Genomic DNA, 16303 nt, shown 5'->3' on the forward strand with positions numbered 1-16303 from the left:
TCACCCTACCGGCGTAACGGGCGTCCGCCACCCGCCGGTCCCGGCCCGCTGCACCCGACCGCAACCCCCCGGCCGGTGCCGCCGGTTCGCTCCACCGGAGGGGGGATAGGCTGCCGCCGTCATCGCACCGTTCCACCCGCCGACGGGAGCCGCTCCATGGATTCGTACGGGCACCGGCCCGGGGATTTCGTCCTCGGCGTCGACTCCGGCGGGTCCGGGCTGCGCGTGGCCCTGGGCACCGTGGACGGGGAGACGCCCCTGGCCACGGCGGACTGCGCCGAGCCGGTGCGGACCGGGCCCGGTGGCATCGACGCCGCCCATCTCCTGGAGCAGCTGCTGCCCACGGCGCGCCGGCTGCTGGAGGCCCACGGCGGCGAGCGGATCGCCACCGCGGCGATCGGGGCGGCCGGCATGGCCACGCTCGGCGACCGCCTCCGCGCCGAGCTACCGGCCGCGCTGGGAGAGGCGCTGGGCGTACGCCGGCTGGCGCTGGCCGCCGACGCGGTCACCGGATACGCCGGAGCGGTCGGCGAGCGGCCCGGCGCGGTCGTGGCGGCCGGCACCGGGCTGATCGCGCTCGGCACGGATCTGACGCGCTGGCGGCGGGCGGACGGCTGGGGGCATCTGCTGGGTGACAGCGGGGGCGGGGCGTGGATCGGCCGGGCCGGTCTCGACGCGGCGATGCGCGCGTACGACGGACGGCGCGGCGGCTCCCCCGCCCTGCTGGCACGGCTGGAGACGGTGTTCGGCCCGGCGGCGGAACTGCCGGGTCTGCTCTATCCGCGCACCGACCGCCCCAGGGTCCTGGCCTCGTTCGCCCCCGAGGTGGCCGGCTGCGCGGCGGACGATCCGGTCGCGGCGGCGATCCTCCGCGAGGCGGCGGTCCATATCGCCGAGGCGGCCGCGGCGGTGTGCCCGGGGGCCGCGGCGGACGGAACGGGGTGCGAAGTGGCGCTCACCGGAGGGCTGTTCCGCATGGGGGAGCCGCTGCTCGCCCCACTGCGCGAGGAACTGGCCCGCCTGGTGCCGCACGCACGCGCGGTCCCCGGTTCGGGTGATCCGCTGGCGGGCGCCTCGCTCCTCGCGCGGGCGCTGGCCACCGGCGGTCCGCGGCTGCCGGAGCATCCCACGCTGCTGCGGGTCACCACGTGCACCGGGGAACCCGCACCCTCAGGGGGCTGACAGAGCAGGGCAGTCGAGCAGTAAGGCACTGATCGGACAAAGCCGGACAGACAACGCTCGACCGGGCCCTACCCGAGCAGCGGGCCACCCAAAACCAGTAGCATGCGGCGCCATGAGCACCCCCACTGGGCCCGCTTCCGGCCTGCCCGTACGAATGCCGCGACCTCGCCAGTCCGGACGGCACCGCCGCCCGGAGCCCGTGGTCGCACCCGAGGGCGCCGCCGCGCTCGTTCTCGCCGTGCCCGGCACCCCCTCCCCGGCCAGCCGCGGTCTGGCCGAAGAAGTCATCAGCATCGCCCGTTCCGAGCTTCCCGGCCTGAACGCCCTGATCGGTTACGTCGAGGGCGACGACACCGAGTACCCGGCCCTCTCCTCCGCCCTGGCGCACGCCGCCGCCGAGCGCACCGCGCGCTACGAGCAGGCGCTGGCCGTGGGCCGCGAGGTCGCCGAGCCCGAGGGCCCGGCCGCCGTCGTGGTGCCGCTGCTCGCGGGGCCGGACAGCGCGCTGGTGCAGCGGATACGCGACGCGATCGAGGACAGCAAGGCCCCGGCCGAGCTGACCGATGTGCTCGGCCCGCACCCGCTGCTCGCCGAGGCCCTGCACGTGCGGCTCTCCGAGGCCGGGCTCGCCCGTGCCGACCGGGCGCGGCTGTTCACGGTGGCCACGGCCGCCGACGGCATCGTGCTCGCCACGGTGGGCGGCGAGGAGGCCGTGCAGGCGGCGGGGATCACGGGCATGCTGCTGGCCGCGCGGCTCGCCGTGCCGGTGATGGCCGCCGCGCTGGACGTGGAGGGCTCCGTCGCCGCGATCGCCGAGCAGCTGCGGGGGTCCGGTTCGCTGCAGCTGGCCGTGGCGCCCTATCTGGTCGGCCCCGAGGTCCCCGAAGGGCTGCTGGACGCGGCGGCGAAGGAGGCCGACTGCGCGAGCGCCGAGCCGCTGGGCGCCTACCCGGCGATCGGCAAGCTGGTGCTGTCGATGTACATGAGCGCGCTGGGCATCGCTCCCGCCGTGGCCCAGGGGGCCCAGACCCTCTGAACCGCACCGCCGGAACGCGGCGGCCGGGGGCGCACGCACGTCCGTGACGGGCGGGTGCGCGGGGTGGACCTCACCCCGCGCACCCGCCCGTCACGCGTGGGAAGCACCGTGCCCCGGCCCGTCGGAGGTCGGACCGGGGCACGACGGACGGCCGGGTCAGGCGAACACCACGCACGAGGCCGCCGGGACCTGGAGCGAGCCGGCCGGGGCCGGGATGCCGGTCTCCGCGTCGATGGCGAACCAGCTGACGTCGCCGGACCGCTCGTTGGCGGCGTACAGCCGGGTTCCGCTGGGGTCGAGGGCCAGGTCGCGCGGCCAGTGGCCGCCGCAGCCCACCGTCGTGACAAGGGCGGCACGGTCGCCGGATTCGTCCAGCGTCAGCACGGAGATGCTGTCGTGGCCGCGGTTGGCCACCCACAGGAACCGGCCGTCGTGGGCCACGACGACCTCGGACGGGTAGCTCGCCCCGCCGTCCGTCGCGCCGGCGGGCAGGACGGGCGTCTCGGCGACGACGTCGAGGGTCCCGGCCGAGGCGTCCCAGCGGCAGACCGTCACCGTGGGTTCCAGCTCGTTGAGGACATAGGCGTGGGTGCCCGCCGGGTGGAAGGCGAGGTGGCGCGGTCCGGTGCCCGGCCGCAGCGCCGTCTCGGTGTGCGGCCGCAGCTCCCCGGTCTCCGCGTCGAGCGCGCAGACGCGCACCGAATCGGTGCCGAGGTCGACGCTGAGGATCCAGCCGCCGGTGGGGTCGGGCAGCACCTGGTGGGCGTGGGGGGCCTGCTGGCGCTCGGTGACCGGTCCGCCGCCCTCGTGGGCGTACACGCAGGTGGCCGCGGAGAGCGAGCCGTCGGCCAGCACCGGCAGGACGCTGACGCTGCCCGCGCCGTAGTTCGCGGTGAGGACGTGGCCGGCGGTGCGGGCGAGGTGGGTGGGGCCGTCGCCGCCGACCGGTCGCAGTTCGCCGAGGAGGGCCGGTACGTCCCCGCTGATGTCGAGCGCGGCGGCGGCCCCCTTCTCCGTCTCGCTGACCGCGTAGAGGAGCGTGCCGGCCGGACCGTCGCCGAGCGCGAGGTACGAGGGGTCGGGGACGGCGTCCGTCGTGCCGAGGACGGTGAGCGCCCCGGTCCCGCCGTCCACGGCGGCGACGGTGATGCCCCGCCCGCCCGCCGAGGTGAACGACCCGATGAAGGCCCGGCCGGGCCCGTTGCTGTTCTCCACCGCGCTGCCTCTCTCCGCCGACGGATCGCGCGGACGCGGCCGCGTGATCTTCCGCCGCGACCGTAGCAGTGCCACGGCTGCGGTCTAGACCAAGGGTACGGTTCGTCGTCGCGGCGGCCCCGGTCCGCCGCTCCGGGGCTCAGGCGCCCGCGGCGATCCGGTGCGGCCGGCGCAGGGGGACGGCCAGTTCGGCCAGTGCGCGTTCCAGCGCGTGGAGGTGGGCGAGCACCGGTTCGGCGCCGGCCGGTTCCCCGGCGGCCACGGGGCCGGAGCGGGGGTCGCGCGGGCCGGCGGGCACGTCCGTGAGCGCCTCGACGGCGGCCTCCACCCGCCAGCAGGCGGCGGCCAGCCGGACGTCGTGCGAGGCGTCGGGGTCGGCGGCGACGGCGGCCAGGCCGCGCACCTCGCGGGCGCAGTCGTCCAGCAGGGCCAGCACGTGCCGGGCGCGCCGCCTGCGGGCGCGCAAGGGGTTGAGGGGATGCACCAGCGGGGCGAGGGACAGCCGCACCCGGCCGAGGATCGCCTCCAGTTCGGCGACGCGGCGGTGCGGGTCGGCGGCCTCGCTCCCCGCGAGTCGGGCGGCCGCCTCGGCGGTGCAGGTGTGCACACAGCGCAGCGCCCGCTCCACCCACGCCTCGGTCACCGAGTGCGTGGTCACGGGCAGCACGAACAGCACGGCGAGGACGGCGCCGAGCGCCCCGGCCGCCGTCTCGGTCACCCGGAGCACCAGCAGCCCGGCGTCCAGGACGCCGAGCAGCCCGTACAGCATGCTCGCCATCACGGTGACGGCGAGCATCATCCAGGTGTACGAGACGGCGGCGGTGTAGAAGATCCCGAAGACGCTGAGCGCCACGACCACGGCGGCGGCGACCGGCTCGTGGTGCAGGGGCACGGCCACGGCGAAGCCCAGGCCGATCCCGAGCACCGTGCCCAGGAAGCGCCGGAACGCGCGGACGGCGGTCTCGCCCCGTGAGGTGGTGGCCACGAACACCCACCAGGTGGCGCCCACCGCCCAGTACCAGCGCTGGTCGGAGAGCAGGTGGCCGACGGCGAGCGCGAAGCCTGCCCCGGTCACGGCCTGCACGGCCTGGCGCGTGGTGATCCGGCCGAGTCCCGTCGCACCGGCGGGCGGGGCGACGGCCACGGGCGCCGCGATCCGCCGCTCGTAGCACCACGCCCCGAAGCGCACCGCGGAGGCGGTGGCGAGCGAGAGCAGGACGGCGGCGAACTGCTCGGGCAGCCGGCCGGGCACGGTGTGCAGGAACTGGGCGGAGAAGTAGGCCATGAAGCCGAAGACCCCGAGGGCGTGGCCGCGGGGTCCCCAGCGGCGCGCGTACACCCCGGCCCCGACGACGGCGAGGAACGCCAGGTCGCGCGCGACGGGGAGATCGTGCAGCAGGGCGGCGAGGGACAGCACCGGGAGGCCGACCAGGGGCAGGAGCGCGGTGGTGACCGCCTGACCGCGCACGGTCGGGTCCGTCACCGTGAACAGGGCGAGCAGCGCGGCCAGACCGCCGGCGACGGCGGCCTCCAGGGAGTGTCCGGCGAGTCCGCACACCGTCACCGCGAGCCCGATGCCGAGGACGGCGCGGAGCGCGAAGCGCAGCCGCAGCCGTCCCGGGTCCCGGGCCACGAACGCTCTCCTCAGCACTGACGCTCCCCGCCTCCGTCCGCCGGTGATCCGTACCGGCATGAAAAAGGCGCCGCGGAATCCGCAGCGCCATCGACCGGTACATCAGAGCATCCTGGACCCCATTGGCTCAAATCGACCTCGCCTCACTGAGCCAATGGCACACCCCGTGGACAGTGCGTGGACCGCGGGTCGGCCAACGGACCAGCGGGCGGGCCGGGGAGGCGCGCCCACTGGCCCGCACGCGGCAGTCCGGCACGCACCCGATCCCCGGGGCGGGTCGGGAGGGCGGCCCGTCCACCGGGGCCGCCCGGATGCCGTTGGTACAGTCGCTGCCCCGATCGAAGCACGAGGAGAGGCCGACGGACCATGGCGGTGGACGCGCTCGACACCAGGATCCTCAGGCTGCTCATCGAGCAGCCCGAGACGAGCGTGCGCGAGTACGCGCGGATCCTGTCCATCGCCCGGGGCACCCTCCAGGCCCGGATCGACCGGCTCGAACGCGACGGCGTGATCACGGGCAGCGGTCCCTTCCTCTCCCCCGCCGCGCTCGGCCACCCCGTCCTCGCCTTCGTCCACCTGGAGGTGACCCAGGGGCATCTGGACGACGTCGGCGAGGCCCTGGCCGCCGTTCCCGAGATCGTCGAGGCGTTCTCGACCACGGGCGGCGGTGATCTGCTGACCCGGGTGGTGGCCCGTGACAACGGGCATCTGGAGGACGTGATCCAGCGGCTGATCCAGCTGCCCGGCGTGGTCAGGACCCGCACCGAGGTCGCCCTGCGCGAGCGGGTGCCGCACCGGCTGCTTCCCCTGGTGGAGGCCGTCGGCAGAACGGCCGCGTCCGCCCGGACCTGACCCCCGCTGCGATCATCGGGGCATGGACGCACCGTGCACGGCGCCCCTTTCGGTCCTCTTCGACCTGGAGCCGGCGGGCCGGTCGACCGAGGTGTTCCCGGGCATGCGGGAGTTCGTCGGGCTGCTGCACGACCGGGGCGTCCCCATGGCGGTGGCCTCCGGCTCCTCCCTCGCGGGGATCGAGGCCGTACTCGCGAGCACCGGTCCCGGCGCCTTCCTCACCACTCGTGTCTCCGCCGACGGGGTGGAGCGCGGGAAGCCGGAACCGGACGTCTTTCCGGAGGCCGCCCTGCGGCTGGGCGCGGTGCCCGCCGACTGCGTGGTCGTGGAGGACGCCGTGCCGGGCGCCCGTGCCGCCCGCGCGGCGGGGATGCGCCGCATCGCGGTCCCGTCCGTGCCGGGGAGCGCCGCGGACCCGGTCTTCGGGGCGGCTGAGCTGCTCTTCCCCGGCGGGCAGGAGGAGTTCAGCGCGCGGGCCGCGTACGCGTGGCTGTTCCCCGGCGACGGGGCGGTGCCGGTCTCCTGAGCCCGCCCGGTGCGCCGGGCGGGCCCCGGTCCTGCCGGTCCGTCACCGCGCGAACCGGCCGGGCGGGGTGGCGGCCGGTCGTGGGCGCACCGGTACGCCGGATATCCTGATCTTGCCGCGTGCCCCGCCCCGTACGCCGTCCTCGGCGAGGCCGCCGACGCGGCGGCCGCAGGGGCCATCGGCCGGAGCCGGCCGGGATTCGCGAGCGACACGAGATGGGTGTGCAAGGTGCTGGTTGCTGGTCGGTACCGCCTGATATCCGCCATCGGCCGTGGCGGCATGGGTGAGGTCTGGCGCGCCACGGACGAGGTGCTCGGCCGGGCCGTCGCCGTGAAGCTGCTGCTCGGCGAGCACGCCGACGCGTCGGCGACCGCGCGCTTCCGGCTGGAGGCGCAGACCGCCGCCCGGCTGAGCCATCCGCATCTGGTGGCCGTGTTCGACTTCGGGTTCTGGGAGAACCGCCTCTTCCTGGTCATGGAGCTGGTCGAGGGCCGGAGCCTGTCCGATCTGCTGCGGGCGCAGGAGCGGCTGGAACCGGAACAGGCCGCCGCGATCGCCGGACAGGCGGCCGCCGGGCTGGCCGCGGCCCACCGCCAGGGCATCGTCCACCGGGACATCAAACCGGGCAATCTGCTCCTGGACGCCGAGGGGACCGTGAAGATCGCGGACTTCGGCATCGCCCAGTTCGTCGACGATCCCTCGGCCGCCCTCACCACGACGGGGCACGTGGTCGGCACCAGCCTCTACCTCGCGCCGGAACGGGCCCTCGGCAGAACGGCGGGCGCCGCCTCGGACATGTACGCGCTCGGCTGCGTGGTCTACCAACTGCTGCTGGGGCAGCCGCCGTTCCGCGCGGCCACGCCGACGGCGACGCTGTACCAGCACGTGGACACCCCTCCGCTGCCGCTGCGGGAGCAGGGGGTCGACGTACCGGCTGCCTTCGACGCGTACCTGCTGGGGCTGCTGGCCAAGCAGCCGGAGGACCGGCCGGGCGCCCAGCAGGTCGCCGACTGGTTCCAGAGCGGGGCCTGGCGGGGCATGCCGGAGCCGCTGCCCGCCCCGCTTCCCTCGCACACCCCGCACGCCTCGCACGCACCGCACACCCCGCACGCACCGGCCGCTTTCCCCGGCACCGCGCCGGGCGGGCCGGGCGGCACGGATCCGGGGGTTCCGACGACGTACCGGCTCCCGCAGGCACCCGGTCACGGCCGTCGGGCGGCAGCGGGACGCTCCCGGAGCAAGCCGCGCCGCACCACCCGTGAGGCGATCCGGCGGCGGCCCCGGGTGGCGAGCGCCATCGCGGGTGCCATCGCCTTCTTCGCCGCCGTGTACCTGGGGATGAGCCTGTTCTCGCCCGACTCCAGCTCGGCCACCACACCGCAGGAGACCGGCTCGCCGGGTGCGCCGGCCTCTCCCGGCGGCCGCTGACGCCGCCGCCGGGTCCGCCCTACCAGCGGTCGTGCACCGAGGCGCGGATCCTGCGGTCGTACAGCTCCCGGACCGCGTCGAGCGTCCGCTGCGGCAGCGGCTCACCCGTCGCCGCGCCCGCGTTGGACCGGGCCTGCGCCACCGAGCGGGCGCCGGGGATCACGCTGGTGACGCCGGGCTGCTGGATGATCCAGCGCAGCGCGGTCTGCGCCGGGGTGAGCCCCTCGGGCGCGAGACCGGCGAACTCGGCCGCGGCGGCCACCCCGGTCGCGTAGTCCACGCCCGAGAAGGTCTCGCCCTGGTCGAAGGCCTCGCCGTGGCGGTTGTACGTGCGGTGGTCGTCGGGCGCGAAGACGGTGTCCGCGGTGTACTTCCCGGAGAGCAGGCCGGAGGCGAGCGGCACCCGGGCGATGATGCCGGCACCGGCGGCGCGGGCGGCCGGCAGGACCTCGTCCAGCGGCTTGAGCCGGAACGGGTTGAGGATGATCTGCACGCTGGCGACGCCCGGCCGGGCCAGGGCCGTCAGCGCCTCGGCGCAGGTCTCGACGCTCACCCCGTACGCGGCGATCCGCTTCTCGGCGACGAGCGTGTCCAGGGCGTCGTAGACCTCGTCCGAGGAGTACACCGGGGTGGGCGGGCAGTGCAGCTGGACCAGGTCGAGGGTGTCGACCCCGAGGTTGGCGCGCGAGCGGTCGTTCCAGGCGCGGAAGTTGTCGAGGGTGTAGTTCTCCGGCAGCTGGTCGGCGCGGCGGCCCATCTTGGTCGCCACGAAGACGTCCGCGTCGGGACGGCGCGCGAGGTACCGGCCGATCAGCCGCTCGCTGCGGCCGTCCCCGTACACGTCCGCCGTGTCGAAGAAGGTGACGCCGCCCTCGACGGCGGCGTCGAGCACCCCGAAGGCGTCCTCCTCGGCGACCTCGCCCCAGTCACCGCCGAGCTGCCAGGTGCCCTGTCCGACGACCGAGACGCTCCGCCCGGTCCTGCCCAGTTCGCGCTGTTCCATGGGGATCATGCTACGTCCGCGGGCCGGCCCCTCCACGGGACGCGCGGGGAGCGGTGGGCGGGGCCGGCGGCGGGGTGCCGTCCGGAGCGACTTGACCAGACTTGCCAAGTCCCTTGCGCGGAGCCGTAGTTCGTTGACGCGGTCATGGCGACGTGTGAGTGTTCGGTCGCCCGATCACGGACACCCTTGTGCGACCGGTCCCGCCGGCCGTACGGGCGGGTGCGTCTGCGCAGGCCACTGCCCGTGACCGAGGTCCCCACGAAACGAGGAGCCTCGATGAGACACAGACCGTTGACGGCCGGGACGACCCTGGCCGTCCTCGCCGCAATGCTGGTTGCCACCGGCGGCCAGACCGCTTCCGCGGAACCGTCGCCCCCCGCGCCGAGCCCCGCCCCCACCGCCCTGGCGAAGGCCGTGTCCGCCGCCGACCGCGCGGCCGTCAGCGGCACGGACGCCCTGGCCAAGGGTCCCCAGGAACGGTACGAGCGGCGCATGGTGACCCCGTGGATCAACGGGCTGTACTCCGTCGCCTACGAGCGCACCTACCGCGGGCTGCCCGTCGTCGGCGGCGACGCGGTCGTCGTGGCCGACTCCAAGGGGCGCGTCCGCGGCTCCCAGTCCGCGATCTCGCGGCGCATCAACGTGCCCACCACCGCCACGGTCACGGCCAAGGCCGCCGAGGCCGCCTCGCGCAAGCAATTGCGCCGGGTGGACGAGGTCGAGAGCCACCGGCTGGTCGTCAGGGCGGGCGGCAAGAACTCCCGGCTGGCCTGGGAGACCGTGCTCCGGGGCCGGACCGCCAAGGCCCCGAGCCGGCTCCACGTCTTCGTGGACGCGGGCACCGGCAAGGTCCTCGACAGCTACGACGACGTGCGGGCCGGCACCGGCAACAGCCAGTGGAACGGGCCCTCCCCGCTCTCCATCAGCACCACCGCCTCCGGCGGCAGCTACTCGCTGCGCGACCCCAACCGCCCCGGACTCAGCTGTGCCGACTACAGCACCGGGAGCGTCTTCACCAAGTCGACCGACTCCTGGGGCACCGGCAGCGCCTCCAGCAAGGAGACCGGCTGCGTCGACGTGATGTGGGCCGCCCAGCACGAGTGGGACATGCTCCGTGACTGGCTGGGCCGCAACGGCCACGACGGCAACGGCCGCAGCTGGCCCGTCAAGGTCGGCCTCAACGACGTCAACGCGTACTGGGACGGCTCCACGGTCTCCATCGGCCACAACCAGGCCAACCAGTGGATCGGGGCCATGGACGTCGTGGGCCACGAGTTCGGCCACGGCATCGACCAGTACACCCCCGGCGGCGCCAACAACGAGTCCGGTCTCGGCGAGGCCACCGGTGACATCATGGGCGCGCTCACCGAGGCGTACACCAATGAGCCGGCCCCGTACGACGACCCGGACTACACCGTCGGCGAGAAGATCAACCTCGTCGGCAACGGGCCGATCCGGATCATGTACAACCCCGGCCAGATCGGCGACCCGAACTGCTACAGCTCCTCGATCCCCAACACCGAGGAGCACGCGGCGGCGGGTCCCCTCAACCACTGGTTCTATCTGCTGGCCGAGGGCTCGAACCCGGGCGGCGGCAAGCCGTCCAGCCCGACCTGCAACAACGCGTCGGTCACCGGTGTGGGCATCCAGAGCGCCGGCAAGGTGTTCTACGGCGGCATGCTGCTCAAGACCAGCGGCATGACGTACAAGCGCTACCGCACCGCGACGCTGACCGCCGCCCGGAACCTCGACACCAGCTGTGTGCTGTTCGACCGGACGAAGGCGGCCTGGGACGCGGTGAGCGTGCCCGCGCAGAGCGGTGACCCGACCTGCGTCCGCAGCGGCGACGACTTCTCGCTGGCGCTCGATCCGGCCTCCGGATCGGTGAAGCCCGGCAACTCGGTGACCTCGACGGTCCGTACGACCGTGACCGTGGGCAGCCCGCAGACGGTGAGCCTGTCGGCGACCGGCCAGCCGAGCGGGGTCGGCGTCTCCTTCAGCCCCGCCTCCGTGCAGTCCGGCGGGACCTCGGCGATGACCGTGACGACCACGTCGGCGGCCGTTCCGGGCACGTACACGCTGACGGTGAAGGGGGCCGCGGGCACCCAGAGCCACACCGCCCAGTACGTCCTGACCGTCGACAACGGCGGCGGCACGGGCACCACGCCGCCGGACATCAGCGTGGCCAACGTGCAGGCGCATCTGACGCAGCTCAACACCATCGCCTCGCAGAACGGCGGCAACCGCCGGGCCGGCAGCGCCGGTTACTCGGCCTCGCTCGCCTATGTGAAGGGAAAGCTCCAGGCGGCCGGCTACACCGTCAGCGAGCAGACCTGCACCAGCTGCACCTACCAGGGCAACAACCTCATCGCCGACTGGCCGGGCGGACCGTCCGACAAGACCGTGATGTTCGGCGCCCACCTCGACGGCGTCTCCGCCGGGCCGGGGATCAACGACAACGGCTCCGGTTCCGCGACCCTGCTGGAGAACGCCCTCGCGCTCGCCCAGCAGAACCCCACCCTGACCAAGCACGTGCGTTTCGCCTGGTGGAACGGTGAGGAGCAGGGGCTCCAGGGCTCCCAGCACTACGTGAGCCAGCTGAGCTCGGCGCAGCGGGCCGCGATCACCGCGTACTACAACTTCGACATGGTCGCCTCGACCAACGCCGGCTACTTCATCAACAACGTCAACTCCACGGCCTCCGCGCCGATGAAGGAGTACTGGACCTCGCTCGGCCTCGCCCCCGAGGAGAACGTCGAGGGCCAGGGCCGCTCGGACGACTACTCGTTCCAGCAGGGCGGCATCGCCACCTCCGGTTACGCGACCGGCGCCAGCGCCACCAAGACCTCCGCGCAGGCGGCCAAGTGGGGCGGGACCGCGGGCCGCGCCTACGACCCCTGCTACCACTCCTCCTGCGACACCACGAGCAACATCAACGCGACCGCGCTCGACCGCAGCGCCGACGGGGTCGCCTACACGCTGTGGAAGACGGCGGTCGGCTCCACCACCGGCAACGACTTCTCGCTGTCGGTGAACCCGGTCTCCGGCACCGTCCAGCCGGGCGGCACGGTCACGGCCACCGTGTCCACGGCCACGGTCGGGGGCTCCGCGCAGACCGTGCAGCTCAGCGCCTCCGGCGCACCGAGCGGGGTCACCGTCTCCTTCTCCCCGTCCTCGGTCCAGTCGGGCTCCTCGTCCACGATGACGGTCACCGCCGGCGCGCAGGCCGCGGCCGGGACGTACACCCTCACCGTGACCGGGACCGGCTCCACCAGCCACGCCACCACGTACTCCCTGGTCGTCGGTGGCGGCGGCAGCTGCCAGGCCCGGCAGGTCGTCGCCAACGGCGGCTTCGAGAACGGGACGACGCCCTGGACGCAGAGCTCCGGCGTCATCAACAACCGGACCTCGGAGCGGCCCGCGCACAGCGGTTCGTACCAGGCCTGGCTCGGCGGCTGGGGCAGCACGCACAGCGACTCCCTGGGGCAGTCGCTGACCGTGCCGACGGGCTGCTCGACCTACCGGCTGTCGTTCTATCTGAGCACCGACACGGACGAGGCGGCGGACGGGGTCGCCTACGACACGTTCACCGTCAAGCTCGGTTCCCGCACGCTGGCCACGTACTCGAACACGGACGCCGGCAACGGCTACGTCCAGAAGACGTTCGACGTCGGCTCCGCGGCGGGGCAGACGGTCACCCTGGGCTTCACCAGCCAGGAGGACGCCTATCTGCAGACCAGCTTCGTCGTGGACGACGTGGCACTCGACGTGAGCTGACCGGCGCCATCGCATGAGCGGGGGCGGGACGTGATCCACACGTCCCGCCCTCCGGCGTTCTCAGCGGACGGCCGCCGCGAGTCTTCGGACGAAGTCGTCGCCGTCCGGGCGGGCGCCGGAACGGGCGGCCAGCCGGGCGTGGAGCCCGCGCAGTTCCTGTCCGAGCAGGGTCGACGGATTGATCTCGGCGGTGTCCAGGACCGGGCCCGCCACGGCCTGGGCCGCCGAGAGGTCACCGGCGCAGGCATGCGCGTCGGCCATCCGCGCCAGGAACAGCATCCGCGCGGAGTGCAGCCCCGGCGGCAGCAGGCCCAGCGCCGCGCCGGTCGCGTCGACGGCCCGCAGCGCGTAGCGGCGGTCGCCGGTGGCGGCGGCCAGATCCCGCAGGGCGCCCGCCGCGCCGGACTCTACCCGCAGCCGCACGGAGGCGACGGAGAGCCAGGGCGCCTCCGCCTCGTCCCGTTCGCCGATCCGGTCCAGCCGGCTCCGGGCACGGTCGATATGACGCAGGGTCCGGGAGGCGTCGCCGCGCACCGCGTGGCCGCGCGCCTGGTACAGGTCGCTCATGGCGGCGGCCCAGGGGCGGCCCGCCGCCGCCTGTCCGATCGCCCCGCCGTAGGCCAGCGCCGACGGGCCGTCGCCCTCCAGCCGGGCCAGGGTGCTCATATCGCTGAGCGCCGCGACCTGCGTCCCGACGTGTCCGGCCACGGCGGCCCAGAGCAGGGAGCGGTCGAGCCAGGCCATCGCGGTGCCGTTGCGGCCCCAGAGCAGGCGCAGACAGCCCGCCGACTGGGCGTACTCGGCGGCCAGCGGGGCGAGGAGCCGCTGGTAGGGCGCCGCGGGGAGGGCCATCCAGCGGAGCATGGCGTGCAGGGTGCGCTCGACGACGGCCGTCGCCCCGGGCCAGGCACGCTCCTCGTCGGCGCGCAGACAGACCGCGAGCAGGGCGGTGAGCGCGTGCACGGTGTCGTCGTCCAGGGCGGGGTGCGACCGGGTGTCGGGGCCGAGCGCGCAGAACGCGGCGTGCAGCGCGCTCACATCCGCGAGCGCGGGGACCGTGCAGCCGGCCCGGCCGTGGGTGGGACAGACCAGTCCGTACGCGGGCAGCGCGGTGGGCGGCACGGCTCCGGGCGGGAGCATCGCGAGCAGCGTTCCGCCCGCGGGCTCGCCGGGCAGCGGGCCGCGGCGGACGACCTGGACGTCCCCGGCGCGTTCCTGTGCGTCGGCCGCCTCGCAGGCGGAGAGCAGATCGCCCTCGGCGCCCAGCAGTTCGTCGAGCCGGCGGGCCAGCGGCAGCGGGGTGCGCCGGCTGCCGTGTTCGAGTTTGCTGATGGCGGTGTGGTCGTAGCCGACCCGGGCGCCCACCTGGGCCTGGGTGAACCCGGCCCGGCGGCGCCACTGACGTAACCGCGCCCCGAACGCCCGCCATACCTCCGCGGTACGGGCGTCCGCCGGAACAGTGCCCATGCCCTCGGTCACCTGGAACCTCGTCGCACCAGGTCAGGGGCGCCACGCGTACCACGCTCACGGCTCATGTCCCGGAGGATAGCGAGCGGTCGCCCCCGCTGTCCCGGGAGTGTCCGCAAGATGTCCGGTAACAGGCGCGGCGGTGTCCCGCACGACGCGGGCCCGGTCCTTCGCCGGTTCACCGGAAACGGATCCGTTGCGGTGGCAACGACCCGTTCGCCGCTCTTCACTCCCCGTGGCGGCGTCGACATTGCCTGAATCGATGATCCGTCAGATTCCGTACGGCGTCTCCGTCAAGACCCTGCCAATACGGTCGATCGTGAGATATCAGTCGTCAATTCTTGTGCTCAACACTGCATTCACAAGCGGGTGTTGCACACCTATTGACGTGAGCGGAGACGAGGGAGAAGTATCCCCAACTGCCGGAGAGAGCGCTCTCCGGCTTCGTGTCGTGCACCCGTTCCGCGACCCAGGAGACAATCCCCCATGTACGCACCCCCCTTGTTCCGCAGACCCGCGGCTCCGGCCGGCAGAAGACGTACCGGCGTGCTGACCGCCGTCGCCGGTCTCGTCGTCTCGCTGCTGGCCTTCGCCCCGTCCACCCCGGCCAGCGCGGCGCCGTCGCTGCTCTCCCAGGGCAAGACCGTCACCACCTCCAGCCAGGAGGGCGACGGCACCCCGGCCCGTGCCGCCGTGGACGGCGACAACGGCACCCGCTGGTCGAGCACCTTCTCCGACCCCCAGTGGATCGAGGTCGACCTGGGCGCCACCGCCTCGGTCGAGCAGATCGCACTGCGGTGGGAGGCCGCCTACGCCAAGAGCTACAAGGTCGAGTTCTCCACGGACAACAGCACCTGGAGCACCGCCTACTCGACCACCACGGGCGCCGGCGGCAACGAGACGCTGAACGTCTCGGGCTCCGCCCGCTACGTCCGGCTGACCGGCACCGAACGGGCCACCCAGTACGGCTACTCCCTCTGGGAGTTCCAGGTCTTCGGCACCACCGGCGACGGCGGGACCGGCACGCCGATCCCCGGCGGCGGCGACCTCGGCCCGAACGTGCTGGTCTTCGACCCGTCGACCCCCAACATCCAGGGCAAGGTCGACGAGATCTTCAAGCAGCAGGAGTCGGCCCAGTTCGGCAACGGCCGCTACGCGCTGATGTTCAAGCCCGGCACCTACAACAACATCAACGCACAGATCGGGTTCTACACCCAGATCGCCGGTCTCGGTCTGAAGCCGGACGACACCACGTTCAACGGTGACGTCACCGTGGACGCGGGCTGGTTCAACGGCAACGCCACCCAGAACTTCTGGCGTTCGGCGGAGAACCTGGCCCTCAACCCGGTCAACGGCACCGACCGCTGGGCCGTCTCCCAGGCCGCCCCCTTCCGCCGGATGCACGTCAAGGGCGGACTCAACCTCGCCCCCAACGGCTACGGCTGGGCGAGCGGCGGCTACATCGCCGACAGCAAGATCGACGGACAGGTCGGCCCGTACTCGCAGCAGCAGTGGTACACCCGCGACAGCTCCATCGGCAGCTGGGGCAACGGCGTCTGGAACATGACGTTCTCCGGCGTCGAGGGCGCCCCCGCCCAGAGCTTCCCCAACCCCCCGTACACCACGCTGGACACCACCCCGGTCTCCCGGGAGAAGCCGTTCCTCTACCTCGACGGCAACGACTACAAGGTGTTCGTCCCCGCCAAGCGCACCAACGCACGCGGCGTCTCCTGGAACGGCACCCCGCAGGGCGAGTCCATCCCGCTGAGCCAGTTCTACGTGGTCAAGCCCGGTGCCACCGCCGCCACGATCAACGCGGCCGTGCGACAGGGGCTGCACCTGCTGTTCACGCCCGGGATCTACCATGTCGACCAGCCCGTCACCATCGACCGGGCCAACACCGTCGTGCTCGGCCTGGGCCTGGCCACCATCGTCCCGGACAACGGCGTGACCGCCCTCAAGGTCGGTGACGTCGACGGCGTCAAGCTCGCCGGACTCCTCATCGACGCCGGACCGCAGAACTCCCAGGTGCTCGTCCAGGTCGGACCCGAGGGAGCCTCGGCCGACCACTCCGCCAACCCGACCACCGTCCAGGACGTGTTCGTCCGGGTCGGCGGCGCGGGCGCCGGCAAGGCCACCACCGCCATGGTCGTCAACAGCGACGACACGATCATCGACCACACC

10 protein-coding genes and 1 pseudogene are annotated in these 16303 nt (G+C 73.7%); 7 read left to right on the forward strand and 4 right to left on the reverse strand.

Going from position 1 to position 16303, the window contains the following annotated elements; genetic code table 11:
* Positions 1-156 precede the first annotated feature (156 nt).
* Together ACZ4FH_RS35055 and ACZ4FH_RS35060 are read left to right on the forward strand one after the other, a co-directional pair.
* Positions 157-1182, forward strand: a complete 1026-nt coding sequence (locus ACZ4FH_RS35055; RefSeq protein ID WP_467309920.1) for an N-acetylglucosamine kinase — start codon at positions 157-159, stop codon at positions 1180-1182.
* 112 nt (positions 1183-1294) lie between these two features.
* Complete coding sequence (locus ACZ4FH_RS35060; protein ID WP_467309922.1) at positions 1295-2218, forward strand: sirohydrochlorin chelatase; 924 nt, start codon at positions 1295-1297, stop codon at positions 2216-2218.
* A gap of 156 nt (positions 2219-2374) precedes the next feature.
* Here ACZ4FH_RS35060 and ACZ4FH_RS35065 read toward each other — a convergent pair whose 3' ends face one another.
* Both ACZ4FH_RS35065 and ACZ4FH_RS35070 read right to left on the reverse strand, forming a co-directional pair.
* Positions 2375-3433, reverse strand: a complete 1059-nt coding sequence (locus ACZ4FH_RS35065) for a lactonase family protein (protein WP_467309924.1) — start codon at positions 3431-3433, stop codon at positions 2375-2377.
* 139 nt (positions 3434-3572) lie between these two features.
* Positions 3573-5126: an FUSC family protein gene (locus tag ACZ4FH_RS35070; protein WP_467309926.1), complete on the reverse strand. Its 1554-nt coding sequence runs from the start codon at positions 5124-5126 to the stop codon at positions 3573-3575.
* A gap of 306 nt (positions 5127-5432) precedes the next feature.
* On the opposite strand from ACZ4FH_RS35070, the gene ACZ4FH_RS35075 reads away from it, so the two are divergent.
* The 3 genes and pseudogenes from ACZ4FH_RS35075 (at position 5433) to ACZ4FH_RS35085 (ending at position 7872) form a co-directional block, all read left to right on the forward strand.
* Positions 5433-5918 (forward strand): Lrp/AsnC family transcriptional regulator, encoded by a 486-nt coding sequence (locus tag ACZ4FH_RS35075; RefSeq protein ID WP_383636985.1) that lies wholly within the window; start codon positions 5433-5435, stop codon positions 5916-5918.
* A 64-nt stretch (positions 5919-5982) separates the two neighbouring features.
* Positions 5983-6444 (forward strand): annotated as a pseudogene (locus ACZ4FH_RS35080) (HAD family hydrolase); the annotation flags it as partial.
* A gap of 279 nt (positions 6445-6723) precedes the next feature.
* Positions 6724-7872, forward strand: a complete 1149-nt coding sequence (locus ACZ4FH_RS35085) for a serine/threonine-protein kinase (protein ID WP_467309928.1) — start codon at positions 6724-6726, stop codon at positions 7870-7872.
* Positions 7873-7891: 19 nt separating this feature from the next.
* Here the strand turns inward: ACZ4FH_RS35085 and ACZ4FH_RS35090 are convergent, their stop codons facing one another.
* Entirely contained in the window at positions 7892-8884 is a 993-nt protein-coding gene (locus ACZ4FH_RS35090) for an aldo/keto reductase (protein WP_467309930.1), read from the reverse strand.
* Between the two features lie 267 nt (positions 8885-9151).
* Between ACZ4FH_RS35090 and ACZ4FH_RS35095 the strand changes: the two genes are divergently transcribed.
* Positions 9152-12652, forward strand: coding sequence for a M28 family peptidase (locus tag ACZ4FH_RS35095; RefSeq protein ID WP_467309931.1), 3501 nt, complete (start codon positions 9152-9154; stop codon positions 12650-12652).
* Between the two features lie 60 nt (positions 12653-12712).
* On the opposite strand, the gene ACZ4FH_RS35100 is transcribed toward ACZ4FH_RS35095, so the two are convergent.
* A complete protein-coding gene (locus ACZ4FH_RS35100) occupies positions 12713-14119 on the reverse strand; it encodes a helix-turn-helix domain-containing protein (RefSeq protein ID WP_467309933.1) in 1407 nt (468 codons plus the stop codon).
* 486 nt (positions 14120-14605) lie between these two features.
* Here ACZ4FH_RS35100 and ACZ4FH_RS35105 point away from each other — a divergent pair.
* Positions 14606-16303 (forward strand): discoidin domain-containing protein (locus ACZ4FH_RS35105; protein ID WP_467309935.1); only part of this gene is annotated, 1698 nt, incomplete at its 3' end.

Source organism: Streptomyces sp. NPDC024555, assembly GCF_055559335.1.